General features: G+C 65.1%; 23 protein-coding genes and 1 pseudogene. 14 read left to right on the top strand and 10 right to left on the bottom strand.

Translation table 11 applies throughout. The features are described from left to right. Both CEK65_RS16790 and CEK65_RS16785 read left to right on the top strand, forming a co-directional pair. Window positions 1-786 (top strand): annotated as a pseudogene (locus CEK65_RS16790) (beta-galactosidase); the annotation flags it as partial. A gap of 310 nt (window positions 787-1096) precedes the next feature. Continuing rightward, entirely contained in the window at window positions 1097-1951 is an 855-nt protein-coding gene (locus CEK65_RS16785) for a serine protease (protein WP_152182430.1), read from the top strand. 41 nt (window positions 1952-1992) lie between these two features. On the opposite strand, the gene CEK65_RS16780 is transcribed toward CEK65_RS16785, so the two are convergent. After that, window positions 1993-2175, bottom strand: coding sequence for a hypothetical protein (locus CEK65_RS16780; RefSeq protein WP_152182429.1), 183 nt, complete (start codon window positions 2173-2175; stop codon window positions 1993-1995). 434 nt (window positions 2176-2609) lie between these two features. Between CEK65_RS16780 and CEK65_RS16775 the strand changes: the two genes are divergently transcribed. From CEK65_RS16775 to CEK65_RS21230, 4 genes are all read left to right on the top strand, one after another. Further along, entirely contained in the window at window positions 2610-3443 is an 834-nt protein-coding gene (locus CEK65_RS16775; protein WP_152182428.1) for a hypothetical protein, read from the top strand. A gap of 72 nt (window positions 3444-3515) precedes the next feature. Then, entirely contained in the window at window positions 3516-3740 is a 225-nt protein-coding gene (locus tag CEK65_RS16770) for a hypothetical protein (RefSeq protein ID WP_152182427.1), read from the top strand. Between the two features lie 170 nt (window positions 3741-3910). Further along, window positions 3911-5158, top strand: a complete 1248-nt coding sequence (locus tag CEK65_RS16765) for a hypothetical protein (protein WP_152182426.1) — start codon at window positions 3911-3913, stop codon at window positions 5156-5158. Between the two features lie 133 nt (window positions 5159-5291). Then, complete coding sequence (locus CEK65_RS21230; RefSeq protein ID WP_152182425.1) at window positions 5292-5486, top strand: hypothetical protein; 195 nt, start codon at window positions 5292-5294, stop codon at window positions 5484-5486. A 188-nt stretch (window positions 5487-5674) separates the two neighbouring features. On the opposite strand, the gene CEK65_RS21225 is transcribed toward CEK65_RS21230, so the two are convergent. Next, the gene (locus CEK65_RS21225) at window positions 5675-5992 is read right to left on the bottom strand and encodes a transposase (protein WP_152182424.1); all 318 of its coding nucleotides are present in this window, start codon (window positions 5990-5992) and stop codon (window positions 5675-5677) included. Window positions 5993-6271: 279 nt separating this feature from the next. Beyond that, a complete protein-coding gene (locus CEK65_RS16750; RefSeq protein ID WP_152182423.1) occupies window positions 6272-6862 on the bottom strand; it encodes a hypothetical protein in 591 nt (196 codons plus the stop codon). Between the two features lie 136 nt (window positions 6863-6998). On the opposite strand from CEK65_RS16750, the gene CEK65_RS16745 reads away from it, so the two are divergent. From CEK65_RS16745 to CEK65_RS16730, 4 genes are all read left to right on the top strand, one after another. Further along, window positions 6999-8113, top strand: a protein-coding gene (locus CEK65_RS16745) for an IS3 family transposase (protein ID WP_152182422.1) whose coding sequence is annotated in 2 segments (ribosomal slippage) — window positions 6999-7242 and window positions 7242-8113 — 1116 coding nt in all. Because the reading frame shifts where the segments join, the coding sequence is not laid out codon by codon here. 167 nt (window positions 8114-8280) lie between these two features. Continuing rightward, the gene (locus CEK65_RS16740; RefSeq protein WP_017909116.1) at window positions 8281-8943 is read left to right on the top strand and encodes a dienelactone hydrolase family protein; all 663 of its coding nucleotides are present in this window, start codon (window positions 8281-8283) and stop codon (window positions 8941-8943) included. A gap of 8 nt (window positions 8944-8951) precedes the next feature. Next, on the top strand, window positions 8952-9359 hold the full coding sequence (locus tag CEK65_RS16735; protein WP_152182421.1) for an HIT family protein: 408 nt from the start codon (window positions 8952-8954) through the stop codon (window positions 9357-9359). A 28-nt stretch (window positions 9360-9387) separates the two neighbouring features. Continuing rightward, window positions 9388-9555: a DUF5668 domain-containing protein gene (locus CEK65_RS16730; protein ID WP_003467495.1), complete on the top strand. Its 168-nt coding sequence runs from the start codon at window positions 9388-9390 to the stop codon at window positions 9553-9555. Between the two features lie 79 nt (window positions 9556-9634). On the opposite strand, the gene CEK65_RS16725 is transcribed toward CEK65_RS16730, so the two are convergent. From CEK65_RS16725 to apbC, 3 genes are all read right to left on the bottom strand, one after another. Then, window positions 9635-10162, bottom strand: a complete 528-nt coding sequence (locus tag CEK65_RS16725) for an RDD family protein (RefSeq protein ID WP_152182420.1) — start codon at window positions 10160-10162, stop codon at window positions 9635-9637. Between the two features lie 40 nt (window positions 10163-10202). Continuing rightward, on the bottom strand, window positions 10203-10775 hold the full coding sequence (dcd, locus tag CEK65_RS16720; protein ID WP_010340509.1) for a dCTP deaminase: 573 nt from the start codon (window positions 10773-10775) through the stop codon (window positions 10203-10205). A gap of 130 nt (window positions 10776-10905) precedes the next feature. Further along, entirely contained in the window at window positions 10906-11757 is an 852-nt protein-coding gene (gene apbC, locus CEK65_RS16715; RefSeq protein ID WP_017911779.1) for an iron-sulfur cluster carrier protein ApbC, read from the bottom strand. Between the two features lie 844 nt (window positions 11758-12601). Between apbC and CEK65_RS16710 the strand changes: the two genes are divergently transcribed. Further along, window positions 12602-15280: a TonB-dependent receptor gene (locus CEK65_RS16710; protein ID WP_226980621.1), complete on the top strand. Its 2679-nt coding sequence runs from the start codon at window positions 12602-12604 to the stop codon at window positions 15278-15280. 79 nt (window positions 15281-15359) lie between these two features. Then, window positions 15360-17363 carry a S9 family peptidase gene (locus CEK65_RS16705; RefSeq protein WP_226980620.1) on the top strand — a complete coding sequence of 668 codons (2004 nt, stop codon included), beginning with the start codon at window positions 15360-15362 and terminating at the stop codon, window positions 17361-17363. A 128-nt stretch (window positions 17364-17491) separates the two neighbouring features. Here CEK65_RS16705 and CEK65_RS16700 read toward each other — a convergent pair whose 3' ends face one another. Then, window positions 17492-19084 carry an NAD(P)/FAD-dependent oxidoreductase gene (locus tag CEK65_RS16700; RefSeq protein ID WP_152182419.1) on the bottom strand — a complete coding sequence of 531 codons (1593 nt, stop codon included), beginning with the start codon at window positions 19082-19084 and terminating at the stop codon, window positions 17492-17494. Between the two features lie 202 nt (window positions 19085-19286). Here CEK65_RS16700 and CEK65_RS16695 point away from each other — a divergent pair, with 202 nt between their 5' ends. Together CEK65_RS16695 and CEK65_RS16690 are read left to right on the top strand one after the other, a co-directional pair. Then, window positions 19287-21386 carry a M13-type metalloendopeptidase gene (locus tag CEK65_RS16695; protein WP_193314821.1) on the top strand — a complete coding sequence of 700 codons (2100 nt, stop codon included), beginning with the start codon at window positions 19287-19289 and terminating at the stop codon, window positions 21384-21386. A gap of 238 nt (window positions 21387-21624) precedes the next feature. Next, on the top strand, window positions 21625-23637 hold the full coding sequence (locus CEK65_RS16690) for a M13 family metallopeptidase (RefSeq protein WP_152182417.1): 2013 nt from the start codon (window positions 21625-21627) through the stop codon (window positions 23635-23637). Window positions 23638-23775: 138 nt separating this feature from the next. Here the strand turns inward: CEK65_RS16690 and CEK65_RS16685 are convergent, their stop codons facing one another. From CEK65_RS16685 to CEK65_RS16675, 3 genes are all read right to left on the bottom strand, one after another. After that, window positions 23776-24432 carry a rhomboid family intramembrane serine protease gene (locus CEK65_RS16685; protein WP_152182416.1) on the bottom strand — a complete coding sequence of 219 codons (657 nt, stop codon included), beginning with the start codon at window positions 24430-24432 and terminating at the stop codon, window positions 23776-23778. A 712-nt stretch (window positions 24433-25144) separates the two neighbouring features. Beyond that, window positions 25145-25531, bottom strand: coding sequence for an MGMT family protein (locus CEK65_RS16680; RefSeq protein WP_152182415.1), 387 nt, complete (start codon window positions 25529-25531; stop codon window positions 25145-25147). Then, on the bottom strand, window positions 25528-26392 hold an 865-nt coding region (locus CEK65_RS16675; RefSeq protein ID WP_152182414.1), incomplete at its 5' end, for a DMT family transporter. The genes CEK65_RS16675 and CEK65_RS16680, both read right to left, overlap by 4 nt.

Genomic DNA, 26392 nt, shown 5'->3' with positions numbered 1-26392 from the left:
ATCCAACCCGTCCCCGGCCTCGCCCCGCCCGCCCTGCCCAAGCCGATCCGCTTCGCCGAACTCCCCGCCACGCCGCTGCGCGAATCCGCCTCGCTGTGGGACAACCTGCCCGCCCCGGCCGCCACCACCGACACCCCGCAGCCGATGGAGCGCTACGGCCAGGCCTACGGCTACATCCTCTACCGCACCACCGTCACCGGCCCGCGCAAGGGCAGCCTGTACCTGGGCGAAGTGCGCGACTACGCCCGCGTCTACGTCGACCGGAAACTGGCCGGCAGCGCCGAGCGCCGCCTGCAGCAAGTGGCGGTGGACGTGGACATCCCCGCCGGCGCCCACACCCTCGACGTGCTGGTGGAGAACACCGGCCGCATCAACTACGGCGCCCACCTCCCCGACGGCCACGCCGGCCTGGTCGACCCCGTGCTGCTCGACGGCAAGCCCCTCACCGGCTGGCAGACCTTCCCCCTGCCGATGGACGACCCGAACAAGCTCACCGGCTGGACCACCGCCAAGGTCGACGGCCCCGCCTTCCACCGTGGCACCCTCAAGATCGGCATGCCCACCGATACGTTCCTGGACATGCAGGCCTTCGCCAAAGGCTTCGCCTGGGCCAATGGCCATAACCTGGGCAGGCACTGGAATATCGGGCCGCAGCGGGCGTTGTATTTTCCGGCGCCTTGGCAGCGGAAGGGCGAGAACAGCGTGATTGTGTTTGATTTGGATAGCGCTGCGGATGCCAGCGTGCGTGGGGTTAAGGGGCAGGTTTGGAGTACGCCCAGTAACTGACTTCTCCGCGGAGCGTGCCGTCCGGTAAATCCGGATGGCGCGGGATCAAACAAATTGTCTACAAATTGAGGCCGCCGGCGGTTCGCCGAGCGGCCTTTAACTTGTGACGGCCGTCAACAAGTGGTAGCGTCGGTCTGGTGCGGGGATGCACTAGGAACGGCAGCATGATTAGACGCGGTGATTATGTGACAGCGGGAGCGTTGAAAGATTAACTTGAAGCGGGCATTGCTTCGAAAGGTAGCGGCACCAGCAGACTAAGCCCTGTTACACAACATCTTTCGCAGAATAATAGTTAGGCCGCAGAGAAATTATGTTACTTAGTCCTTCAGAACAACTCGCTCACTCTACGGTTCGCATCGAAACGAGCTATTTGGATGGCTCTGCCGGAACTGGCACGGGATTCTTCTTCAGCTTTCGCGGCAAGGAGTCCGACCAAACCATTCCGGCAATCGTAACTAACAAGCATGTTGTTGCTGGCGCCCCAAACGGCAAGATTCATCTGACGCTGCGTAACGACGAGAACGGCCCTAGAGTTGGTGAACACCTTGCCGTTGCAATAGACCAATTCGGTCAGGGTTGGGTGCCACATCCGGATGAGAGCGTTGACTTATGTGTCATGCCAATCAATCCATTGCTTGCTCACTGCGATTCACTGGGTAGGCGCTTCTTCTTTGTATCGCTTGATGAATCGCTCCTTCCGACACAAGAAGAGCTTGATGACCTTACCGCACTAGAAGACATCCTGATGATCGGGTATCCCAATGGCATCTGGGACTCGGCAAACAACATGCCCATCTTGAGACGGGGAGTTACAGCAACACACCCGAAGCTAGACTACGAGGGCCGGAAGGAATTCGCAGTGGATGCAGCCTGCTTTCCGGGATCCAGTGGTTCACCGATTTTTCTATTCAATACCGGCACATGGTCCACTAGGCAAGGGACCATCTTCGGCGGCTCCAGAATAAAGTTGCTAGGTCTTCTGTATGCTGGTCCACAGCACACAGCTTCCGGCGAAGTACGCATCATCAATGTGCCGACGCAGCAAAGGGCAGTAGCGTTCTCAACAATCCCTAACAACCTTGGCTTTGTAATCAAAGCGAGCCGTCTACGTGAGATGCAAGATGCCCTCATTGCGCACCTTGATCGCGCCGAAGCTGCGACCTAACAATTCATTTAAGCCGAAACCGCATCGCGGCTCGGCTTAACTCAGGTGTCAGGTGCCACATGAGACTCTTCGATCCTTGGATAGGCGAGAACTACAACAATAGTGGGCTCGGCGGCATCCGTGTAGCTCTCCTCGGTGAGGCTCATTACGGAACGCCAGATCGTCAAACCTCTGATTTCACCTGCTGGTGCATCAATACTTTGGCCAAGGTAGAGAGTGGGCATGCTTTCTTCACCAAAGTGGCCAAGTTGTTCCTAAACGTCGAGCCAGGCGTGCCTTTGTCCCTAGAGCAGAAGTACGCCTTTTGGGATTCTGTCGCGTTCACCAACTACGTCCAGTCCTTTCCAAGCGGTAAAGCTAGGGTTCGGCCCACCGCAAAGATGTGGAGTCATGCGGCAGAGTGTTTGCCAGCAACCCTTGCAGAACTAAACGCAGATTTTGTGCTTGTCCTTGGCAAGAACCTGGCTGACAGACTCCCGCCTTTGCCCTTAGTTGACCCTACAACGCTTTGCTATGTGCCTCACCCATCTTCTTTTGGGTTCAGGCCACAGAAATGGCGTTCTAGTGTACTGTCCGCGTTTCACCAAGTGGCACCTAACAATTCATTCAAGCCGAACTCGCTTCGCGGGTCGGCTTAATTCTGGTGTTAGGGCGCGCCATGACAGATTTGAAGCCTCCGAGCATATCGATTGCCGAGATCGGCGCGTGCCTAGAGCGGTCGGGATACATGCTCGAGTCGAGAGTCGTGCGCCTTCTAGACGTTGCGGGCTACTTCGTAGAGCCCAATCAGGTAGTTCGCGATCGCTTTACTGGAAAGTCTCGCGAGATCGACTTCGTCTCGGAGTACTACTACCACGACGCATCTACTAATGACTGCTATGCAACCACATTTGTTGTAGGCGAAGTAGTCAACAACCTTTACCCATTCGTCCTACTAACCGAGCGTCCCAACACGCCAAACGCCGACACCGAGAGCTACATCAAGTGGTTCACAACCCCTGAAGGCATGTTCTACGAAAAGCCAATTGATTTCTACGAGGGTAGAAATCCGAAAAAGGAACATTTGTTCTCACAGTATTGCGTGCTGACAAAAAAGAAGGATCAAAGCAGAGATTGGATGGCCCACCACCCAGATGACGTCTATCACTCCCTGCTTAAAATGGCTGAGTACATTGAGTCGGACATGACGAGCTGGGAGGAACGACGGGATGTTCTAACCGAAAAGTACAAGCGCGCTATATTCTGGCACCCGATGCTTGTCTTGGGTGGCGACCTGTTTGTCGCGCGAGCGCACGAAGATGGAACACTCGCAATAGATCCGGCGCGGAATGGCTTCCTAGAATTCAACTGGCATTTTGGCGAGGACAGAAGGACCACAGTCATAGAAGTCGTTACCTATAGCGCGCTCCTAGATCGCATGAACTCACTCGCCGATCTAGATGCCTCCGTTCGCCAGCAGATTCACAAGAGTTACGCAGATGGCGCGCCCTAACAATTCGCCCAAGCCGATACCGTCTCGCGGCACGATTTAACTCAGGCTTTAAGTCCAACAAGGAGACCTGCCATGTCCAAGAGACTGTACAAATCGAATCCACCCCTTAAGGTATGCGAGTGGCCTGTCGAACAAGGTGGCGGCGCCTACATTTCTTTCGAAGAGTATGTTGATATTCCGGGACTAGAGGATTTCGATATCAGAATTGAGTTCGAAAGAACCAAATCTCTGGCTGAGGTAACCACTCTAGCCAATCAACTGAGAGAGGCAGGTTTTGTTTTCGTTGCTCAGAAGTAGTCTCGATATATATAGCCAATACTTTGGAGCAGACGACTCTAAAGCAGCCCAACCCCAGAACCAACATTTGAAACGAGCTCGTCATGCCAGAAAGAACCGAAATTTCGCGGAGACCTTGGCTTCAAACCAACTCTAATCCAACATCTACGCTCTCGAAGACTCCGAGCTTGATGGAGAGAATCGCGAGATGGTTCCGCCCGCAGCCATGCGACCTCATCGCCACACCGAACGACAGCCTATATATTCAACCATATGTTACCGAGGCAGGAGAGAGCATAGGCGCGCTCGTTGCAATTAATGGTCCGACCAAGGATATTATATTAAAGAAATTCCAAGACCGTTACAAAGTCGAAGGTGACCATGTCCGTGAGGGTGGTGCTATGTCCCCCGCTTCTATGCTGACGCTTATTGGCGGCGCTAGCGGAGCGCTGGGCCTAAGTTCCGCGACTTCCGGGACATTGTTCATGGCAACCGCGAGTCCCGCCACGCTGATGCCGTTGGGGGCAGGCTTCGGAAGCGCGGTAATTGGCACAGGTGGCAGAATTGTAGCTCAAGCGCCCTTCATCCCAATGGCAGGTGCACTTATGCCGGCAGTTGCTCCCTTCATCGCATTCCAAGCAATTACAACCATCGTCATCATGAACCAGTTCCAAAAAGTCCACGAGAGACTCAATCGGATCGAGCGGACCATCAACCGCTTGCTTCAGCGATCAGAAGCGACTTTCATAGGAGAGATTATCTCGGCAACTTCAAGACTCGACGACATTGAAGAACATTTTTCGGCAGTCAATCGATTCACCCCAGAGATGCTGATCCGCCTAACCTTAGTTGAGGACAAAGTTAACCCTATATTCGAACGCTATCATTTCTTGTATCGTACGCAGGGCATCGAGAGAGGAGCCTCTATCGAGGATCTTAAGTTCAAACACAACGATGCTTATCTCGCTGTCATTCTTTCTATACTAGATTTACGCATAGACCTTCTTCGCTTGAAGGTTGCGATCCAAGACAGTCCCGGTGCAATGCGGCTCTCAGCAGAGAGGCTAAAGAATAAAGCAGCGCACTATGAAAGGCTATGGGCCGATATCTCAAAAAATCCAGACCAGATTGCGGAAGTTGCCGCCGAACTTAGAGCCTCCGTTGAAGAGATGAGCTGGCTCCAACGCGATATCACTCAAAGATGGAGGCGCAAAGACATTAGCAACCGCGCGACCCAAATGGAGGAGCATCGAATAAAAATTGACGGCGAGGGCGTTGAACATATCGAGTTGGCGCAAAAGTTCTCAAGCAGCTTGACTGCACCACTTGAGCAAATGGCACCCATGAGTCTTTTTTATTGGAGGGATGAGTACGGCGAACACAGCTACTACACCAGCGATCTTGAATTCTCAGTTGAAAGTCAAAAAATAAAGAGTTGAAAAGACCGCCTTTTTGTCGTTCAAGCCGGCGCCTCGTCGCGGCTCAGCTTAAGCCCTACAAGGCACATTACAGCCGATAACTACGCCAGTGTTTCAACACCCATCTCCAAAACAGGGGGCAGAGTGCACTTCCATGCTCTTTTACTACCGATCTGACCTTTGGCGGCCGCCAGATTCGTTCTGGGCCGGCTCGACGGCCAAGCTGACGTTCAATCGCCTCGCGGAAACGGTCGTTGCCCAGCGCGTATTGCCGCTGCAAGTTGAGGCGGATGGCCGCTGTCTCGCCTGGGTCGATCGCATCCAGCACGAAGCGGCGATAGTGGTCTGAGCGCTGGCCGGCCGGGCAATGGCTAGATAGCTCGCATGGGGTTGTAACAGCGCGTCAGCCTGCCCGACGCCATTGCAGGAATGGCTCGACCTACGGTAGTCCGCTGGATCGGCAACCATGCCAGCCCGCACCGGATTGAGTTCTACGTAGCGATAACAGCGAAGCAGATAGATTTCGTCTTGAACTGGTCACGACTTGTAGCGATCTTCCCACAATGTACCGGTACGATGGTATTGCGTGTTGATGTAGCGCACGTAGCGGCGACCAAGCGACTGCATCAGCGTCGGTGCCGTACCGGGCTGTTGGCTGGTGAGCAGCAAATGCACATGATTGGTCATCAACACGTAAGCATGCACCGCAATGCCGAGCTTGAGTGCCAGTTCGTGCAGGTCCTGCAAGTAGCGTATACGATCGATGTCGGCAAAGAAGCACGGTTGTCGATCATTGCCCCGCTGCACGATATGCTGAGCGACGTATGGAAGATCCAAACGAGGACGACGTGGCATGTGCGATCGTTCCCGCTGAGGTGGGATCAGCTTCGTGCTTTCGAGCAATCCTTCGCATCGGGCAACGTCCAGACTCTGTGTAGGGAAAGTGCACTCTGACCCTGGTTTTCCTGGTTTTCTGCCGGCCCTTCGACGTTTCTCCGCTCTGAACCAGAGCCAGCGTGGCGCCGCCCAATGATGCTCTAGTCGACTACACCTTTGTGCTGGAACAGGGTAAGTGCACTCGATAGGTGCACTTTACCCCTGATTTTACGTTGTCACGCCCGGCAGCAAAGCGGCCTATTCGTCGCTACATTCCTTCGCGTCTTTGATTTCGACCGGAGTCAGCGCGACGCCGTCGCTGGTTTCGCTGATCCTGGAGATGGTGAGATGGCAGGTTTGGCGCGAGAGATCCAGGGAAACTTCGTAGTCCTGGCCTTTTTCGGGAACGAAGGACACGCCGAAATCCTTGCAGCGGCTCGAAATGCCGATCGGGCCCGTGGTTTCGTAATACGAGGCGTGAATGGCGATGGGCTCGCCGGCGGCAATGGCGTATTCACGATAGAACGCCTTGGCCAGGATGCCGCTACGTTGCTTGAGGTTGGTGACATTGGGAGTGACCGCCATTCCCAGGGAAATGTTCTTCTTGCTGCCGAAGGCACCGCTGAAGCCTCTACTGGAGGGCGTTTCGGTTTCAGCATCACCGCCATAGCACATGGCGTTGCGATAGAACTCCAGGCCAATCGCGGCCTGCCCGAAGAAACGGATCCGCGCCTGGTTGTCCGGGTTGACCCGTGCCTGCTCGCCCTCGTCGTCGAAGGGGATGGCTGCGGCAGGACAAGCTGCCGCGAAAAGCGCCGTCAGCATAAAAAGTTTGGGGAGGAGTTCCATTCTGACCTCATCGTGGCTTCAGATGGCAATAGCGGCGGCTGGCGGAGTTTCTGAAGCTGTTTGATCGTTCCGGTGACCTGCCCCCGCTGAGCCGTACCACGTGAAGCTGTAAAGTCCGTCAACTATGAGGACGGATATGAAGAAGAGTCGTTTCACCACCGAGCAGATCATCGGGTTCATCAAGCAGGCGGATGCCGGGATGGCGGTGGCTGAGCTGTGCCGCCAGCACGGCTTCAGCCCGGCCAGCTTTTACCAGTGGCGGGCCAAGTACGGCGGCATGGAGGCCGAAGACGCGAAGCGCCTGAAGGAGCTGGAGCAAGAAAACAACCGCCTGAAGCGGTTGCTGGCCGAGGCGCACCTGGACATTGAGGCGCTGAAGGTCGGGTTCGGGGTAAAACGCTAGCCCCGCAACGCAAGCGCGAGGCAATCCGGCGCATGTGCGAGCTGACGTCGATCAGCGAGCGCCGGGCTTGTCGCCTTGCGGGGATCTCCCGCGATGCTTTCCGCCACGCGCCGAGGCCCACGCCGGCGACGCAAACCCTGTCGGCCAGGCTGGTCGAACTGGCGCAGGCGCGTCGTCGCTTCGGCTATCGCCGCCTGCACGACCTGCTGCGCCCGGAGTTTCCGCAGGTGAACCACAAGAGGATCTACCGTCTGTACCGCGAGGCGAAGCTGAGCGTGCGCCGTCGCAAGAAGGCCAAGTTCCCGGCGGCACAGCGGCAGCAGCTGCGGCCAGCGCGGCATCCCAACGAGGTAATCAGCATGGACTTCGTCTTCGACCAGTTGGCCAGTGGCCGCCGCATCAAGTGCCTGACCGTCGCCGACGACTTCACCCATGAATGCGTTGACATCGCGGTGGACCATGGCATCAGCGGGGCCTACGTGGTGCGTGTGCTGGAGCAGATCGCCTGCTTCCGCGGCTATCCCCGCGCGGTGCGCACGGACAACGGCCCGGAGTTCACCAGCCGCGCCTTCATCGCTTGGGCACAGCAGCATGGCATCGAACACATCCTGATCGAACCCGGCAAACCCATGCAGAACGGCTACATCGAGAGCTTCAACGGCAAGTTCCGCGATGAATGCCTCAATGAACACTGGTTCCCGACGCTGCTGCACGCCCGCACCGAGATCGAGACCTGGCGACGGGAATACAACGAGGAGCGACCGAAGAAGATCTTGGGCGGCCTGACCCCGGTCGCCTATGCCCAACAGCTAGCGGCCAAAGCCGCTACGATGAAACCCGGACTCTAAAGAGTCCCGCTACTGAAAGCGGGGGGACGTCGCTGGGAGAAAAACAGCGCGCGAAGTATACCGGGCCGTGGCCGCCGGCGCGGCGGCGAGCGGGTGTCCGCCCGCTCACCCCGGCTTAGCCCGGGCGATGGATAATCGCCGCTCCCCCACTCCACAGGATTCCCCGCATGGGCCACTGGACCACCCTCGACACCGCTCACGGCCAGGTTTCCGCCTGGCACGCCCTGCCCGAGGGCGCGCCGCGCGGCGGCCTGGTCGTCATCCAGGAGATCTTCGGGGTGACCGACTACATCCGTGAGGTCGCCGATCGCTACGCCGCGCACGGCTACGAGGTGCTGGCGCCGGCACTGTTCGATCCGGTCGAGAAGGATGCGCAACTGGCCTACGACCAGGACGGCGTGCGCAAGGGCCTGGAACTGGTCGGCGCGCTAGGCTTCGACCGCGCGCTGGACATCGTGCAGGCGGCCGCGCAGGCGCTGGCGCCGGCCGGCAAGGTCGGCACCCTGGGCTACTGCTGGGGCGGCAGCGTCGCGCTGCTGTCGGCGCTGCGCCTGGGCCTGCCCTCGGTGAGTTACTACGGCGGCCGCAACACCCAGTTCCTGGACGAAACGCCGAAGGCGCCGGTGCTGTTCCACTTCGGCGCGCAGGACGGCAGCATCCCGGCCGAGTCGATCCAGCAGCACCGCGAAAAGCTGCCGCAGATGCAGACCTTCGTGTACCCGGCCGGCCACGGCTTCGATCGCCACGTGGACCCGAACCACTACGACGCCGACAGCGCCGAGCTCGCCCGCGAACGCAGCCTGGCGTTCCTCGCCGAGCACCTGGGCTGAGCCGCGGCGTGGCCGACTTCGTCCTCGACCCGCGGCTGCAGGCCGACAGCGCGTTCGTCGCCGACGGGCCGCTGTCGCAGGTGCGACTGATGGACGACGCGCGCTTCCCGTGGCTGCTGCTGGTGCCGCGGGTGGCCGAGGCCAGCGAATGGATCGACCTGGACGGCGGCCAGCAGCGCCTGCTGCTGGCCGAGATCAACCAGCTCTCGCAACTCCTGCGGCACGAACCGGGCGTGCACAAGCTCAACATCGGCGCACTCGGCAACGTGGTGCGGCAACTGCACGTGCACGTGCTGGGCCGGCACCCCGGCGATGCCGCGTGGCCTGGCCCGGTGTGGGGCAGCGGCACCGCACAGCGCCTGCCGCCCGAAGAACTGCAGGCGCGTGTTGCGGCGTGGCGCCAGCGGCTACGATAGGCGCCCTTTTTGCGGAAGCCGCGCCTCCATGAAATCCAATGTGATCGCCGCCATCGTGCTGATCGTGATCGGCCTGGTGTTCCTGGCCAACAACCTGGGCTGGACCAACCTGAGCCTGGGCCGGCTGATCGCCACCTGGTGGCCGGCGATCCTGGTCGCGGTCGGCGTCGGCATGCTGTTCGGCCGCGGCAAGTAGGTGGGGCCGGGATTGGGGATTTGGGAGTGGGGATTCGCCTGGGCGATCCCCACCCCGCTACTGCGTCGCGATCGCTGGCTCAGCGGCGGACGTTGACCACGCGGGTGCCGGCGATCAGGTCGTGCAGGCAGCGCTTGTCCTGGCGGAAGATGAACAGCGCGTCCACCAGGGCGTAGATGCCGCCCACGATCGGCACCAGCGAGATCGCCTGGGTCGACAGATAGCGCAGCGCGATCAGGCGCCAGAACGGCGGCTGCCCACCGTCCAGGTCGGCGATGCGGATCCACAGCAGCTTCTTGCCCCAGGTCTGGCCGGTCTTGGCCAGCGGGTAGCCCTGCACCAGCAGGAAGATCACCATGCCCAGCACGCCGTAGCCGAGGGTGGTCAGGAACGGCACCTGCACGCCGCTGCGCGCGGCCTCCATGACCTTGCCGAAATAGCCGGTCAGCGCCGCCACCGGCAGGAACGTCGCCAGCGAGATCACGCCGTCGATCAGCGCCGCGCCGAGGCGCTCGCCGCGTCCGGCCAGGGTCTCACCGTCGGCGATGCCCGGCAGCGCGGGCGGCAACGCCGCGTCGGGGGCCTGGTAGGGATTGGGGTCGTTCATTGCGCGCTCCTTGTGCTGTCGGAAAGAAGGGAGTGGGAGATCAGGTCTTGGGCAGGGTCACGCCGGTCTGGCCCTGGTACTTGCCGCCGCGGTCCTTATAGCTGGTCTCGCAGACGTCGTCGGCATCGGACTGGAAGAACAGCATCTGCGCCACGCCTTCGTTGGCGTAGATGCGCGCCGGCAACGGCGTGGTGTTGCTGAACTCCAGGGTCACGTGGCCTTCCCACTCCGGCTCCAGCGGGGTGACGTTGACGATGATGCCGCAGCGCGCATAAGTACTCTTGCCCAGGCACACCACCAGGGTGTCGCGCGGAATGCGGAAGAATTCCACCGTGCGCGCCAGCGCGAAGCTGTTGGGCGGGATGATGCACTCGTCGGCCTCGATGTCGACGAAGCTCTTGGGGTCGAAGTGCTTGGGGTCGACGATGGTCGAGTTGATGTTGGTGAACACCTTGAACTCGCGCGAGCAGCGCACGTCGTAGCCGTAGCTGGAGGTGCCGTAGCTGACGATGCGCTGGCCGTCGACCTGCTTGACCTGGCCCGGCTCGTAGGGCGCGATCATGCCGTGCTGTTCGGACATGCGGCGGATCCAGCGGTCGCTCTTGATGCTCATGGGGGTTCCTGATGCCGGTGGCGGCGGCCGCAGCCTGCGCGCCGGGAGCGCGGCCGACCGATGGGGCCGGCCGCAATGACCGGCGATTCTAGCCGGTCGCGGGGCGTTCGCGGCAGGCGCCGCGCGCCGCTCAGCGCAAGGCCGCGGAGATCGGGATGGCGGCGCGCGGGCGCTTGCGCAGTTCCTCGGTCAGGCGCTGCGCTGTGGCCAGGTAGGCCTGCGCCGCGGCCGAGTCCGGTGCCGCGGCCACCACCGGGGTGCCGGCGTCGCCCTGCTCGCGGATCGCGATCGCCAGCGGCAGCGACCCCAGCAGCGGCACGCCGTACTGTTGCGCCATGCGCTGGCCGCCGCCCTCGCCGAACAGGTGCTCGACATGGCCGCACTGGCTGCAGGTGTGCACCGCCATGTTCTCGACGATGCCCAGCACCGGCACCTCGACCTTCTCGAACATCTTCAGCGCCTTCTTCGCGTCCAGCGTGGCGATGTCCTGCGGGGTGGTGACGATCACCGCACCGGCCACCGGGATCTTCTGCGCCAGGGTCAGCTGGATGTCGCCGGTGCCGGGCGGCAGGTCGATCAGCAGGTAGTCCAGGTCGTCCCACAGGGTGTCGGCGAACAGTTGGGTCAGCGCCGAGGTCGCCATCGGGCCGCGCCATATCATCGGCGTGTCCTGGTCCACCAACAGCCCGATCGACATCGCCTCGATGCCGAAGGCGCGCATCGGCTCGATGCTCTTGTCGTCCGGGCTGTCCGGGCGTCCGCTCAGGCCGAGCATGGCCGGCACACTGGGGCCGTAGACGTCGGCATCCAGCACGCCCACGCGCGCGCCCTGGCGCTGCAGGGCCAGGGCCAGGTTCACGGCAGTGGTGGATTTGCCCACCCCGCCCTTGCCGGAGCCCACGGCGATGACGTTGCGGATGCGCGGGTGCGGGGCGAGCTTGGGCTGGACGGCGTGGGCGGGGAGACGCGGGCGATCGGTCATCGGAAAACTCGACAAAGGCTAACGTCGCAGCCTGCGGCGGGGCGCGCGGCTGGACGTGAAGAAAGACAACGGTCCACGACGTGGCCACCGCTGCAGCGGCAGTGTCGCGGACCGGACAGACCCATGACTATACAAGCGTGCCGGCGCCGGGACCCGCGCAACCGACAGCGGAGGCCGTGGGCATCGTGCCCAATGGCGGCTGGCGCAGAGCGTTGTCGCCTGTCGCTCGGCGACGATCGCGCCGGGGACGCAACGCTGCCCACTGTCTCCCGGAGACGCTCGATCCCCTGAAACGCCTGCCAAGGGGCTGCGGATGCGGTGTCCGATCACGCCTGCAGCGCAGCACGCACACACACCCGCCCTGCCTGGCACGCCGGCGAGCGGTGCAAGCCGGAGCGGCATCCGCACGCCCGCCAAGCGGCGCTCGCGCCCGGAAAGCTGCATCGAATCAGAGGTTTTCACGCCTCGCCGTGCCCGATCGGACACATGGCGCGGATTCCCTACAGGAAAGCCGCTGCAAAAACATGTCATGTAACGAAAATTTTTCGTTACTTTTCCGATTTGTTCATGCTACGGTCAAGAAACGTGAAACGGACCTCACACTCTCTATACGTACCTGTCCAGGAAGGGACCCGGGTACTGCACATGCATCTAGGGGAAATTTGTCAATGTCAGTCAAAGCACCGACTCCAAAGCGGAGTCTTCTGGTCGTTGCTGTGTCAGCCATTCTGGCCCGCCCGCCGCATCGGCGCTGGCGCAAAGCCAGACCCCGAGCGAGGAATCGGAGACGGAACAACTGACCGAGGCCACCGGCGCCAAGGCGCGTACCCTTGAGAAGGTGACGGTGACCGGTTCGCGCATCCAGCGCACCGAGGTCGAGGGCCCCTCGCCCGTCACCATCATCTCCGCCACGCAGATCGAGCGCGAAGGCTTCAACACCGTCTTCGACGCGCTGAGCACGCTCACCCAGGCCTCCGGCTCCACCCAGAACGAGCTGTTCCAGGGCGGCTTCACCCCTAACGCCAGCGTGATCAACCTGCGCGGTCTCGGCCCCGGCCGTACCCTGCTGCTGATCAACGGCCGCCGCGCCGCGGACTATCCGCTGCCCTACAACGGCCAGAGCAACTTCGCCAACTTCGGCAACATCCCGGCCGCGGCGGTCGACCGCATCGAGATCCTCGCCGGCGGCGCCTCGGCCATCTACGGCTCCGACGCGGTCGCCGGCGTGGTCAACGTCATCCTCAAGACCAACTACGAGGGCGACCTGGTCAAGCTGCGCGGCAGCACCCTGACCCGCGGCGGCGGCGACACCGGCGACTTCCAGTGGATCGGCGGCAAGACCGGCGACCGCTGGAGCCTGACCTACGCCTTCGAGTACACCGCCGGCGAGCCGCTGTACGGCTACCAGCGCGACTTCATGGATTCGTCGCTGGACAACCCGTTCCCGCCGGCCTTCGTCGGCATCCAGCCGACCGGCACCATGCGTGTGCGCCGCCGCACCGGCTCGACCACCAACTCCTACTTCGCACCGCCGGCCGGCGCCTGCGAACAGTTGGGCGACGAGTGGGTGCGCTGGAACTACCGCAGCGCCAGCGCCGCCGGCGCCATCACCAACCTCGGCCAGGCCTGCGGCACCTTCAAGGATCCGGCCTACCAGACCATCCGCAACGAGAACAACGACCTGTCCGGCTACGCCTACGGCACCTTCGATTTCGAAGGCGGCATGCAGGGCTGGGCCAGCCTGCAGGCCTGGTCGTCCGAGTCCAAGTACACCTCGGGCACCCAGTTCTGGTCCGGCCGCACCAGTGGCGCGCTGTGGTTCGATCCGGGCTTCAACGCGCTGGTCGACGCGCAGCGCGTGTTCGCCCCGCAGGAAGCCGGCGGCGTCGAGCACCTGATGGCGCGCAACAAGGAGAAGTCCTACGACTTCGCCGCCGGCCTGCGCGGCAAGCTGGGCGACCGCTTCGACTGGGACCTGACCCTGTCGCGCGCCGAGTACAAGGTGAAGGTCGATCGTCCGCGCCTGATGGCCTCGGCGGTCAACGACTACTTCCTCGGCCAGCAACTGGGCACCCGCGTGGTGGGCGGCGTCACCTATCCGGTGTATCGCCTGAACCAGCAGCGCTACTACAGCGCACTGACCCCGGACCAGTTCGCGGCGTTGAGCACCACGGTCAAGACCGACGCCAACTCGCACGTCAACCAGGGCAGCTTCGTGCTCTCCGGCGACCTGTTCGAGCTGCCGGCCGGCGCGCTGGGCTTCGCCGGCGTGGTCGAAGCCTCGCAGCAGGAATACAAGCTCAATGCCGACCCGCGCATCCTGCCCGACTACACCGGCACCGACCGTCCGTACAACCTCACCGGCACCGGCGGCGGCGGCAAGCGCGACCGCTACGCGCTGGGCGTGGAGCTGTCGATTCCGATCCTCAGCTCGCTGAAGGCGCACCTGGCCGGACGCCTGGACAAGTACGACGACGTCACCGCGGTGGACGACGCCAAGACCTGGAACGCCGGCCTGGAATGGCGTCCGCTGGACAATCTGCTGTTCCGCGGCTCCTACTCCACCAGCTTCCGCGCGCCGGACCTGCACTACGTGTTCGCCGATCGCAGCGGTTCGTTCTCCAGCATCTTCGACACCCGTCGCTGCCTGGAAAGCGGCCGCGCCGCGGCGCAGTGCCCGACCTCGGACACCACGGTGAACTACACCGCGTACGGCGTGCGCCAGGGCACCACCAACCTCTCCGAGGAAACCGGCACGTCGTGGACCGCCGGCTTCGTGTGGGACGTGCTCGACGGCCTGTCGGTCACCGCCGACTACTACGACATCCGCCTGAAGAACGTGGTGGCCGACATCACCTCCACCTACATCCTCGACGGCGAAGCCGGCTGCGTGACCGGGCTGACCCGCAACCGCAACCCGTTCACCCTGGGTGCGCCGGGCTCGGCGTTCTGCAACGACATGCTGTCGCGGGTCACCCGCCTCAACGCGCCGGGCACGCCGAACGACGGCCAGATCACCGAGATCCGCCGCGGTCCGATCAACCGCGCCTTCCTCGGCACCAAGGGCATCGATGCGTCGCTGGACTACCGCCTGGACACCGACCGGCTGGGCGACTTCCGCTTCCAGGTGGGCTACTCGCACACCCTCGAGCAGAAGTCGGCCGAGTTCAAGGGCGATCCGATCCTCGATTACCGCGACGACCTGGGCAACTTCGACTTCCGCAGCCGCATCCGCACCACCGCGACCTGGCAGAGGAACGACTGGCAGGCGGCGGTGTTCATGATCCGCTACGGCAGCCTGCCGAACTGGCAGGAGACCGGCCGCATCGCGCCGTACTTCATCTGGAACGCGAACGTGGGCAAGAAGCTGACCGACAAGCTGACGGTCAACTTCTACGTCAACAACGTGTTCGACAAGACGCATCCGAAGGACAGCGGCTACAACACGTATCCGTACTTCTGGCGCGCCTACAGCCCGTACGGCCGCGAAGTGGCGGCGGAGTTCCAGTACCGCTTCCGCTGAGCAGCACCACGCGCACCGGAGGTCAGCGAGAGCCCGGCATCGGGCTCTCGCTGTGTTCAATCACGCAAAAAGGATTCTCGTGAAACGACTCGTTGCTTTCTGCGCGCTGGGGCTGTGCCTGCACGTCGGCATCGCCGCGGCCGCTCCCCCGCCCATTGCGGATTTCGTCAAACGTCCCACCTACAGTGCGGTGAAGATTTCGCCGGACGGCGAATACCTGGCGCTGACCGTGGACCGCGGCGAGCAGGACGTGCTGACCGTGCTCGGCACGCGCGACCTCAAGCCGATCAAGGTCAACGTGCTGCCGGACGGCAAGAGCGTCGGCGCGTTCTACTGGACCGGCCGCAAGCGGCTGCTGTTCACCGCGGTCAAGAAGGTCGGTTCGTTCGAGCGGCCGATGGGCACCGGCGAGTGGTTCGCGGTCGACGCCGACGGCGGCCAGCCGCGCACCCTGATCGAATACGGCACCCAGGGCGTCACCCAGCGCGGCAAGAGCGTGGGCCGCGAATCGTTCTCCCTGCTCGACACGCTGCGCGACGACGAGCAGAACGTGGTCATGCAGGTGCGCTACCCGCGCTCCTCGGAAGGTGCCGGCACCGAAGTGGTGATGATCGACACCCTCAGTGGGCGGCGCAAATCGCTGGGCCGCGCGCCCAAGGCGAACTGCTCCATCGCCCTGGACGCGACCAAGCAGCCCGCCTTCGCCACCTGCCAGAGCGACAAGGACGAGGACACCGGCTACGACAGCCACAGCGAGGTGTACGCGCTGAAGGACGGCAAGTGGGAGCTCATCAACGCCAGCAAGGCCGATGGCGCGCGCCTGGACATCGCCTGGTCCACCGCCAACGGCCGCGTCTATGCCACCCGCGACGACGGCAAGGCGCCCGGCGCGTTCGGGTATCTGGATCCGCGCAGCGGCGGCTTCGTCGCCCTGTTCCAGGACCCCACCAGCGAGGTGGCGCGCACCATCACCGCCACCGACGGCTCGGATACCGCGCTGGCGGTGGTCACCGAGGCCGGCGCGCCGCAGGTCAAGCTGATCGACGAGGCGCATCCGGACGCAGCGTTGTACGCCAGCCTGGCCGCGGCCTTTCCCGGCCAGTACGTCGACTTCGCCAGCGCCACCCGCAATGGCGACACCATCGTGGTCAGCGTGCGCAGCGACCAGAATCCCGGCGAGCTGTACCTGTACGAGCGCGCCACCTGCAAGGCGCGCTTCCTGATGAAGAGCCGGCCCTGGATCGATGCGGCGAAGATGGCCACGATCACGCCGATCCAGTTCACCGCCCGCGACGGTCTGCGCATCCATGGCTACCTCACCGTGCCGGCCGGAGCGCAGGCGAAGAACCTGCCGCTGATCGTCAACGTGCACGGCGGACCGATGGGGCCGCGCGACAACTGGGGCTTCCATTCGGAGGCGCAACTGTTCGCCAGCCGCGGCTACGCCACGCTGCAACTCAACTACCGCGGTTCCGGCGGCTTCGGCAAGGCGTTCATGGACCGCGCCTACGGGCAGTGGGACGGCGGCATCATCAACGACATCGTCGACGGCACCCAGTACGCCATCCAGCAGGGTCTGGCCGATCCGGCGCGGATCTGCATCTACGGCGGCAGCTTCGGCGGCTACGCCGCGATGATGGCGCCGGTGCGCGCGCCGGGGCTGTTCCGCTGCGCGTTCGGCTACGTCGGCATGTACGACGCCAAGATCCAGTTGCGGCTCAGCGACACCAGCAAGAGCGAGAGCGGCAGGCGCTATCTGCTGCGCGCCTTCGGCAGCACCAGTGCCGAGCAGGAGCGGATGTCGCCGATCAACCACGTGCAGGCGCTGACGCTGCCGATCTACCTCGCCGCCGGCGCCCGCGACGACCGCTGCCCGCCGGAGCACACCGAGGCGCTGGCCAAGGCGCTGCAGGCGGCCGGCAACCCACCCGAAGGCATGATCGTGCAGTCCGGCGAAGGCCACGGCTTCTACAAAGAAGACAACAACCTCAACCTCTACACCCGGATGCTGGGGTTCTTCGACGCGCACCTGGGCGGTTCCGCGGCACGACCGAGCGCATCCGTGCAGGCCGGCGCGCCCTGACGCTGGCGCAGACAACGCCACGGCGCGCCGCCGTGGCACGCGCGGCGCGCTGCACGCGCCGCGCCTTTCCCTCGCCCTGGTCGCCATGCCAGGGTTCTTTTTTTCTTGCCGCTACCGTCCGCCGCCGCTCAACCGCGCAACAACGCCATCGCTGCATTGTGGCCGGGCGCGCCGGTCACGCCGCCGCCGGGGTGGGTGCCGGAGCCGCACAGGAACAGACCGGGAATCGCACCGCGGTACGCCGCCTGGCCGAGCATCGGCCGTGCACTGAACAACTGGTTGAGGCTCAGCGCGCCGTGGAAGATGTCGCCGCCGATCAGCCCGAAAGTGCGTTCCAGGTCCAGCGGGCTCAGCACCTGCCGGCCCAGCACCGAGGCGGCGAAGCCCGGCGCGTAGCGCTCGACGGTGGCGATCATCAGGTCGGCGACCTCCTCGCGGTGCGCGTCCCAGCTGCGCCCGTCCGGCAACTGCGGCGCGACGTGCTGGCAGAACAGGCTGGCCACGTGCTGGCCGGGCGGCGCCAGGCCATCGTCCAGGGTGCTGGGAATCAGCAGTTCGACGATCGGTTCGCGCGACCAGCCGTGCCGGCGCGCGTCGTGGTAGGCGCGGTCCATGTAGTCCAGGCTTGGCGCCAGCACGATGCCGGCGGTGAGATGGTCGCCCGGCCCCGGCAGCGCGCTGAAACTGGGCAGCCGCGACAGCGCCACGTTCATGCGGAACGTGCCGGAACCGCAGCGCCAGTGCACCATGCGCTCGCGGGTGGCGGCCGGCACGTGCGCCGGATCGAGCAGGCGTTCGTACAGCAGCTTGGGATTGACGTTGGCGACCACGTGCCGCGCCCGCAGGCGCTCGCCCTGCTCGGTGACCACGCCGACCGCACGTCCGCCCTCGACCAGGATCTCGCGCACGCCCGTATCGGTGCGGATGCGCGCGCCGGCCGCAGTGGCCGCACGGGCCATGGCCTGGGTGATCGCACCCATGCCGCCCAGCGCATGGCCCCAGGCGCCCTTCACCCCGTTGCTCTCGCCGAACACGTGGTGCAGCAGCACATAGGCCGATCCCGGCGTGTACGGGCTGGCGTAGTTGCCGACGATGCCGTCGAAACCGAACAGCGCCTGCGCCGCGTCGCTCTCGAACCAGCGCTGCAGATACTCGGCGGCGGAGATGGTGAACAGGTCCAGCAGGTCCTGGCGCAGTTCCGCGTCCAGCGCGTGCAGGCGGCGCCCGAGGCGGCCGGCGCGCAGCAGCTCGGGCAGCGCCTGCAGCCAGCCGCCATCGGTGACGTTGGGCGGCGGCTGCAACGCCAGCGCGCGCAGCACGTCGGCGATGCCCTCCAGCCGCGCCTCGTAGGCCGGCAGGCGCGCGGCGTCGCGCGCGGAGAACCTGGCCAGTTCGGCCTGGGTGTGGCCGGCGCCGGTCAGCAGATAACGTCCATCCGGCAACGGCAGGAAGTTGTTGCGCCGGCGCGGCACGATGCGCAGGCCGTGCCCGGCCAGATCCAGGTCGGCGATTACCTTGGGCTGCAGCAGCGACACCGTGTAGGACGCCACCGAGTTGCGGAACCCGGGGTGGAACTCCTCGGTCACCGCGGCGCCGCCGACCACGCCGCGCCGTTCCAGCACCGTCACCTTCCAGCCGGCCCGCGCCAGGTAGGCGGCGCAGACCAGGCCGTTGTGGCCGGCGCCGACGATCAGGGCATCGCATGGCGGTTCGCGGGTCATGGCCGCATGGTAAGCCAGCGCCGGCGGGCCTGCCGACCGGCAGGCGGCGACGCCGTCCCGCGGCCCAATGGCCAGGGCCACCCATGACCTTCGACACCCCTGAAACCTGCAGTGGCGGCGTAGAGTCTCGCCACGGCCCGTGCGGGCCATTCCTTTATCCACGTCGGCCTGGAGCCTGCCTGTGACCCTTCGCAATCCCAAGATGCTGCTGTTGACCCTGGCCGTGAGCGCCGCGCTGACCGGCTGCAACAAGCCCGAGAGCGCCGCGCCCGCCGCCGACGCCGCCAAGTCCGCGCCGGCCGCTACCCCGGCCGCGGCGTCGACCGACCTCAAGCTCGACACCAGCAAGCTGCCGGCCTACAACGCCTTCAACGTCGACGACCTGGACGCCAGCAAGAACGCCTGCGACGACTTCAACGGCTACGTCAACGGCAAGTGGCTGGCCGCCAACGAGATCCCCAAGGACCGCAGCAGCTGGGGCGCGTTCTCGATCCTGGACGAGCGCTCGGTCGCGGCGCAGCACCAGTTGGCCGAACAGGCCGCCGCCGCGGCCAACCCGCAGGGCGTGGAGAAGATCGTCGGCGACTTCTGGTCCTCGGGCATGGACGAAGCCAAGATCAACGCCCAGGGCATCGCGCCGCTGAAGGCCGACCTGGCCGCGATCGACGGCCTCAAGGACGGCCCGGCGGTGGCCGAGTACCTGCGCCAGAGCGCGGCCAAGGGCGAGAACGGCCTGTTCGGCTTCGGCGCCGAGGCGGACTTCAAGAATTCGGCGATGAACATGGCCTACGCCATGCAGGGCGGCCTCGGCCTGCCCGACCGCAGCTACTACTTCGACGCCGACAAGCAGGACAAGCTCAAGGCCTACCAGGCGCACGTGGCCAAGGTGCTGGAGCTGGCCGGCGTGCCGGCGGACGACGCGGCCAAGCAGGCGCAGGACGTGGTGGCGCTGGAAACGCGCCTGGCCAAGGTGTCCAAGTCCAGCGAGCAGCTCTCGCGCGACGCCGAGCTGTCCTACAACCCGGTCACCCCGGCCGACGCCGACAAGCTGACCCCGAACTTCCCCTGGACCAAGTTCTTCGAGTCGCAGGGCGTGGCCGTGCCGGAGAAGTTCTCGCTGGCGATCCCGGCCTTCCATCAGGAAGTGAGCAAGGCGCTGGGCGACACCGACCCGTCGGTGTGGCGCGCCTACCTGCGCTTCCACACCGTGGACAGCGCCTCGCCGTACCTGAGCGACGCCTTCGCGCAGGAAAACTTCGCCTTCTACGGCAAGGAACTCAACGGCCAGGCCGAGATGAAGCCGCGCTGGAAGCGCGTGCTCGGTAGCATCAACGAGGGCGCCGGCGAGGCGATGGGCCAGATGTACGTCAAGGTCGCCTTCTCGGCCGACGACAAGGCCAAGATGCAGCAACTGGTCGAGAACCTGAGCCAGGCGCTGAAGGCGCGCCTGGAGAAGCTGACCTGGATGAGCGACGAGACCAAAGCCAAGGCCCTGGACAAGTGGAAGACCTTCACCCCGAAGATCGGCTACCCGGACAAGTGGCGCGACTACGCCAGCCTGAGCACCCAGCGCGACAGCTATCTGGACAACGTGCGCGCCGCCACCGCGTTCAACTACAAGTACAACCTCAGCAAGATCGGCAAGCCGGTGGACAAGACCGAGTGGGGCATGACCCCGCAGACGGTCAACGCCTACTACAACCCGCTGCAGAACGAGATCGTGTTCCCGGCGGCGATCCTGCAGCCGCCGTTCTTCGACCCCAAGGCCGACGACGCGTTCAACTACGGCGGCATCGGCGCGGTGATCGGCCACGAGATGACCCACGGTTACGACGACCAGGGCGCGCGCTTCGGGCCGACCGGCAACTTCGAGAACTGGTGGACCCCGGCCGACGCCAAGAAGTTCTCCGCGCTCACCGGCAAGCTGGTGCAGCAGTTCGACGGCTACGAGGTCGACGGCAAGCACGTCAACGGCAAGCTGACCCTGGGCGAGAACATCGCCGACCTGGGCGGCATCACCACCGCCTACGACGCCATGAAGAAGGCCACCGAGGGCAAGGACGACCCGAAGGTCGGCGGCATGAGCCGCGACCAGAACTTCTTCATCAACTGGGCCACCGTGTGGCGCACCAAGTACACCCCGCAGAACGCGATGGTGCGCCTGACCACCGATCCGCACGCCCCGGCGCAGTTCCGCGCGATCGGTGCGCCGTCGAACCTGGAGGCCTTCGCCACCGCGTTCCAGTGCAAGCCGGGCGCGCCAATGGTGCGCAGCGGCGACAAGCGCGTGGTGATCTGGTAAGCGACGGCGTCACTGCCGTCTCGCGAAAAGGCCCGGCTTGTCCGGGCCTTTTCTTTGCGTAGGCATCGGCCTGCGACGACGGCGGCGATGCCGACCGCCCTGACCGGCCACCGGCACCCCGTGCCTGCCGGCGTCGCTCGCTGAATCCGATGGGGACGTGGACGCGCATCATCGCCACAGTTGCACACCGCGGCTTGTTAAACTCCGCCGACTTTAATCCTGACCGGATGCGTTCCCGATGCCCAATGCCCGTCCGCTTGCCCTCGCCGTCGCCCTCGGCCTGATCGCCCTCGCCTCCGCCGCCGATGCCGCGCCCAAGAAGAAGCGCGCCGCCGCGCCCAAGGCCCCGCCGATCAGCGCCGCCTGCAGCGACTTCTACGACGACGCCAATGCCGACTGGCTGAAGCAGAACCCGGTGCCGCAGACCGGCGCGGTCACCGCGCTGGGCCAGCTGGCCGAGCGCACCCAGCAACAGCAGCGCGACCTGCTCGACGCCTCCATGCAGTCGCCGCAGAACGCGGTGCAGAAGGCGCTGGGCGATTTCTGGGCCAGTGGCCTGGACGAGGCCGCGGTGGAGAAGGACGGCTCCAACCCGATCGCGCCGCTGCTCGGCCGCATCGATGCGATCAAGAAGGCCAAGGACGTGCCGGCCTCGATCGCCGCGCTGCACCAGATCGGCATCCCGGTCGCGTTCAACTTCGGCGCCGACGTCGACCTGAAGGCGCTGGACCGCCACATCGGCTACTTCATGCAGGGCGGCATGGGCCTGCCCGACCCGGCCTTCTACACCCGCACCGACGCCGACACCATGGCGCTGATGGGCCGCTACCGCACCTACGTCAAGCAGATCCTGACCCTGACCGGCACCCCGGCCGACCGCCTCGAGGCCGACGCACAATCGGTGCTGCAGATCGAGACCGCGCTGGCGCGCAGCGCCAAGTCGCTGGCCGGCATCAACAACCCGTTCAACAACTATTCGCCGATCTCGACCAAGGAGTTGAACAAGCAGTACCGCAACCTGCAACTCGACGCCTTCCTCAAGGCCCAGGGCGTCAACGACGACCTGGTGTCGATGGCCGACCCGGACATGTTCAAGCAGCTCGACGGCATGATCGTCAGCATCAAGCCCGAGCAGTGGAAGGCCTACCTGCGCTGGCGCGTGGGCGATGCGATGGCGCCGTACCTGTCCAAGAGCTTCCGCGACGCCAGCTTCGAGTTCCGCGGCCGCGTGCTGCAGGGCCAGGTCGCGCCGCCGCCGCGCTGGGCGCAGGTGCTGGACGCGATCAACGTCGCCGCCGGCCCGATGCTGGGCCGCGAGTACGTGGCCCGCTACCTGTCGGCCGACACCCGCCGCCAGGCCGAGACCATCGCCGACCAGGTGCGCGACGCGCAGATCGCCGCGGTCAAGCGCAGCACCTGGCTGAGCGAGCCGGCGCGCACCGAGGCGCAGGCCAAGCTGGCCGCACTGAAGATCGAGGTCGGCGCGCCGCGCCGCGACCTCGACTACACCCTGCAGCCGATGGGCCGCGGCAGCTTCGGCGGAAACATGCTGATCGCCTCCACCTGGCGTCACCGCGAGGAGATGAAGCGCATCGGCAAGGGCAACGCCGACCGCCGCTGGGACGTGCTGCCGCAGCAGCCCGCACTGACCTACGACATCGCCCAGAACCGCCTGATCGTCACCGCCGCGGTGCTGCAGCCGCCGGTGTACGCGGCCGGCGGCGACGCCGCGACGCTGTACGGCGCCTACGGCGCGATGGTCGCGCACGAGTTGATCGGCGCCATCGACAGCAAGGGCAGCCAGGTCGACGCGCAGGGCCAGTTGCGCAACTGGTGGACCCCGGAAGACAAGAGCGCCTGGAACGCGCTGGCCGCCCGTACCGCCGCGCAGTACGGCGCCTACGACTTCCCGGGCGTGAAGGGCGCCAAGGTCAACGGCCCGCTGACCCAGGACGAGGACCTGACCGACATCGGCAGCGTCGAACTGGCCTGGCAGGCCTACAGCGCCGCGCAACCGACCGCCAACGAGGCAAGCAAGCAGGCGTTCTACAAGGCCTGGGCCGGCCTGTGGGCGCAGCAACTGTCGCCGAACGAAGCCGTGCAGCGGGTCACCGCCGACGTGCACGCGCCCGGCCGCTGGCGCACCAACGGCGCGCTGGCCAACCTGCCCGCCTTCGCCGCGACCTTCACCTGCAAGCCCGGCCAGCCGATGGTGCGCAGCGAGGCCGAACAGATTCACCTGTGGCCGTGAGCCGGTGCCGGCGCTAGCCGCCGGCCAGGCACACACAGCAAGACGGCGCGGGCAACCGCGCCGTCTTGCGTTCAGGAGTCGGGAAAACGTGCCGCCGGCGCCGCGCTTGCGGCGCGCAGCAGCCGCAGGCGTTTTCGCTCAGCGCACGATGCGCGGACGCGGCGGCTTGCGCTTGCCGAACGGCGGCTGGCCGCGCCAGTAGCGGATCATCAGCCAGCCGAACAGCATGCCGCCCAGATGCGCGAAATGCGCCACGCCCGGCTGCCAGCCGGTGAAGCCCATCAGCAGTTCCAGCGCGCCGAACACGATCACGAAGGTCCGCGCCTTCATCGGGATCGGCGGGAACAGCAGCACCACCCGCTGGTTCGGGAACAGCATGCCGAACGCCAGCAGCAGGCCAAAAACGCCACCCGAGGCCCCCATGACCGGCAGCGGCTGGCTGCCATTGCTCAGCATCCACCAACCGACCAGCAACTGGCACAGGCCGGCGCCGGCCACGCAGACCAGGTAGTAGGTCAGGAAGCGCTTGTTCCCCCAGGTCTGCTCCAGCGGCCCGCCGAACATGTACAGCGCCAGCATGTTGAACAGCAGATGCGGGAAGTTGCCATGCAGGAAGCCGTAGGTCAGCAACTGCCAGAGCTGGAAGTTCTGCCCGGGCGAGAACGCATCGAACGCGCCGATCGGCCACAGCATGAAGGGATCGAAGGTGTCCATGCCGAGCAGCATCTGCAGCAGGAATACCACGACGTTGCCGATCAGCAGCGCTTGGGTGACGGGCGGAAGTCTGGGAAACATGGTCGGGTCCGTGGCAACTGCCCCCATCATAGCCGCTCGCTAGAGGCTGCACTCCAACCAGCGCGGCGGCATTCCACGACCAACGCGCCTCTTCCAAGAAATATTGCGAGCGCGGTGCGCCGAAGAGACAGACGAGGGCGCGAGCGAAGCCTCGCGCAATCAACATGCAGCATGCGCTTCGCGCCCGTACCCTCACCCCAACCCCTCTACCGCAGGGAGAGGGGCTTGTACGTCCCTTCTCCCACCGGGAGAAGGTGCCCCGAAGGGGCGGATGAGGGTACGGGGCGCAGCCTCGTGCAGCGGAAACACCGCATGCGCTTCGCGCCCCTACCCTCACCCCAACCCCTCTCCCGGGGGGAGAGGGGCTTGGCGTTCCCTTCTCCCCTTGGGAGAAGGTGCCCCGCAGGGGCGGATGAGGGTACGGGGCGCAGCCTCGTGCAGTCGAAACACCGCTCGCGCTTCGCGCCCTACCCTCACCCCAACCCCTCTCCCGGAGGGAGAGGGGCTTGTACCTCCTTCTCCCTCCGGGAGAAGGTGCCCCGTAGGGGCGGATGAGGGTACGGGGCGCAGCCTCGTGCAGCGGAAACACCGCATGCGCTTCGCGCCCCTACCCTCACCCCAACCCCTCTCCCGGGGGGAGAGGGGCTAAGCCCTTCACAGCCGTCGTCTTCTGCGCTTCGAGACACGAGCCCCGCAGTTCTGGCGCACCTCGCTAGCGCGGCCCCCAGACCTCGGCATCGAGATCGCGCGCCGGCGCCGGCGCACGCTTCACCCGTCCGCCCTGCACCGCCACGCCTTCGGCGCGCAGGCGCTGACATTGCTCGCGATAGCCGCGCGAGCCTTCGGGAAAGGCGATGCGGCCGTCGCTGCGCAGCACCCGGTGCCAGGGCAGCGCGGCATCGGCATTGCCGCCGAGCAGACGCGCCACCAGCCGCGCGCGCCCCGGCAACCCGGCCAGCATCGCCACCTCGCCATAGCCGCGCACCTGGCCCGGCGGGATCTCCCGGATCGTCGCCAGGATCCGCGCGTGCGCCTCGGCGGCTGCCGTCGTCTCGACCGGCACCAATACCGTCGCTGCGAGCGGCCGCCGTGGACTCATGCCGGCCCCGCCCGCACTGGCCGCGACACCAGCAGCACCCCGCCCAGTACCAGCACGGTGCCGGCGATCTGCCACGGCCCCATTGCCTCGCCCAGCACCAGCACGCTGAGCACGATGGTGGAGACCGGGCCGAGCATGCCGATCTGCGACGCGAGCGCCGAGCCGATGCGCTGCACCGCCAGCATCGTCGCCAGCACGGGCACCGCCGTGCACAGCGTGCCGTTGAGCAGCGACAGCGCGTAGACCGGTGTCGGCAGGACCAGCGCGTGCAGCGGCCGCAGCAGCAGGAACTGGGCGATGCACAGCGCGCAGGCGACCAGGCTGGCGTAGGCGGTCAATCGCACCGCACCGACCCGCGCCACCAGTTGGCCGCTGCCGACCAGATAGGCCGCATAGGCCAGCGCGCTGCCGAATACCAGCAGGCTGCCCCAGGCGGTGCGCGCGCCGCCGATCTGCAGGTCGTGGCCGAACGCCAGCAACACGCCCAGGTAGCTCAACGCCAGCGCCCACAGCTGGCGCCGCTGCGGGCGCCGCCGCCACAGCAGTACGCCGATCAGCAGCACCAAGGTCGGGGTGAGATAGAGGATCAGCCGCTCCAGGGTCGCGGTGATGTAGGCCAGGCCCAGGAAATCCAGGAAGCTGGCCAGGTAGTAGCCGAGCACGCCCAGCGCGACGATCCGCCAACGGTCGCCCGCCTGCAGCGGCGGCGCGCGGCGCGCCGCCCACAGCGCCATCGCCGCGAAGCACGGCAGCGCCACCAGCATGCGCAAGGCCAGCAGGGTCACCGCATCGACGCCATAGCGATAGCCGAGCTTGACGATGATGGCCTTGCCCGAGAACGCGATCGCGCCGCCGGCGGCG

The organism is Xanthomonas sp. LMG 12459, from assembly GCF_009192905.1.
GTDB lineage: Bacteria > Pseudomonadota > Gammaproteobacteria > Xanthomonadales > Xanthomonadaceae > Xanthomonas_A > Xanthomonas_A sontii.
This window is presented reverse-complemented; position numbering and strand designations above follow the sequence as displayed.

Bases quoted from the DNA above. Each gene is read 5' to 3' on its own strand.
- CEK65_RS16785 (WP_152182430.1), top strand. From the start codon at position 1,097: ATGTTACTTAGTCCTTCAGAACAACTCGCTCACTCTACGGTTCGCATC.
- CEK65_RS16780 (WP_152182429.1), bottom strand. From the start codon at position 2,175: ATGCCCACTCTCTACCTTGGCCAAAGTATTGATGCACCAGCAGGTGAA.
- CEK65_RS16775 (WP_152182428.1), top strand. From the start codon at position 2,610: ATGACAGATTTGAAGCCTCCGAGCATATCGATTGCCGAGATCGGCGCG.
- CEK65_RS16770 (WP_152182427.1), top strand. From the start codon at position 3,516: ATGTCCAAGAGACTGTACAAATCGAATCCACCCCTTAAGGTATGCGAG.
- CEK65_RS16765 (WP_152182426.1), top strand. From the start codon at position 3,911: ATGGAGAGAATCGCGAGATGGTTCCGCCCGCAGCCATGCGACCTCATC.
- CEK65_RS21230 (WP_152182425.1), top strand. From the start codon at position 5,292: ATGCTCTTTTACTACCGATCTGACCTTTGGCGGCCGCCAGATTCGTTC.
- CEK65_RS21225 (WP_152182424.1), bottom strand. From the start codon at position 5,992: ATGCCACGTCGTCCTCGTTTGGATCTTCCATACGTCGCTCAGCATATC.
- CEK65_RS16750 (WP_152182423.1), bottom strand. From the start codon at position 6,862: ATGGAACTCCTCCCCAAACTTTTTATGCTGACGGCGCTTTTCGCGGCA.
- CEK65_RS16740 (WP_017909116.1), top strand. From the start codon at position 8,281: ATGGGCCACTGGACCACCCTCGACACCGCTCACGGCCAGGTTTCCGCC.
- CEK65_RS16730 (WP_003467495.1), top strand. From the start codon at position 9,388: ATGAAATCCAATGTGATCGCCGCCATCGTGCTGATCGTGATCGGCCTG.
- CEK65_RS16725 (WP_152182420.1), bottom strand. From the start codon at position 10,162: ATGAACGACCCCAATCCCTACCAGGCCCCCGACGCGGCGTTGCCGCCC.
- dcd (WP_010340509.1), bottom strand. From the start codon at position 10,775: ATGAGCATCAAGAGCGACCGCTGGATCCGCCGCATGTCCGAACAGCAC.
- apbC (WP_017911779.1), bottom strand. From the start codon at position 11,757: ATGACCGATCGCCCGCGTCTCCCCGCCCACGCCGTCCAGCCCAAGCTC.
- CEK65_RS16700 (WP_152182419.1), bottom strand. From the start codon at position 19,084: ATGACCCGCGAACCGCCATGCGATGCCCTGATCGTCGGCGCCGGCCAC.
- CEK65_RS16695 (WP_193314821.1), top strand. From the start codon at position 19,287: ATGCTGCTGTTGACCCTGGCCGTGAGCGCCGCGCTGACCGGCTGCAAC.
- CEK65_RS16690 (WP_152182417.1), top strand. From the start codon at position 21,625: ATGCCCAATGCCCGTCCGCTTGCCCTCGCCGTCGCCCTCGGCCTGATC.
- CEK65_RS16685 (WP_152182416.1), bottom strand. From the start codon at position 24,432: ATGTTTCCCAGACTTCCGCCCGTCACCCAAGCGCTGCTGATCGGCAAC.
- CEK65_RS16680 (WP_152182415.1), bottom strand. From the start codon at position 25,531: ATGAGTCCACGGCGGCCGCTCGCAGCGACGGTATTGGTGCCGGTCGAG.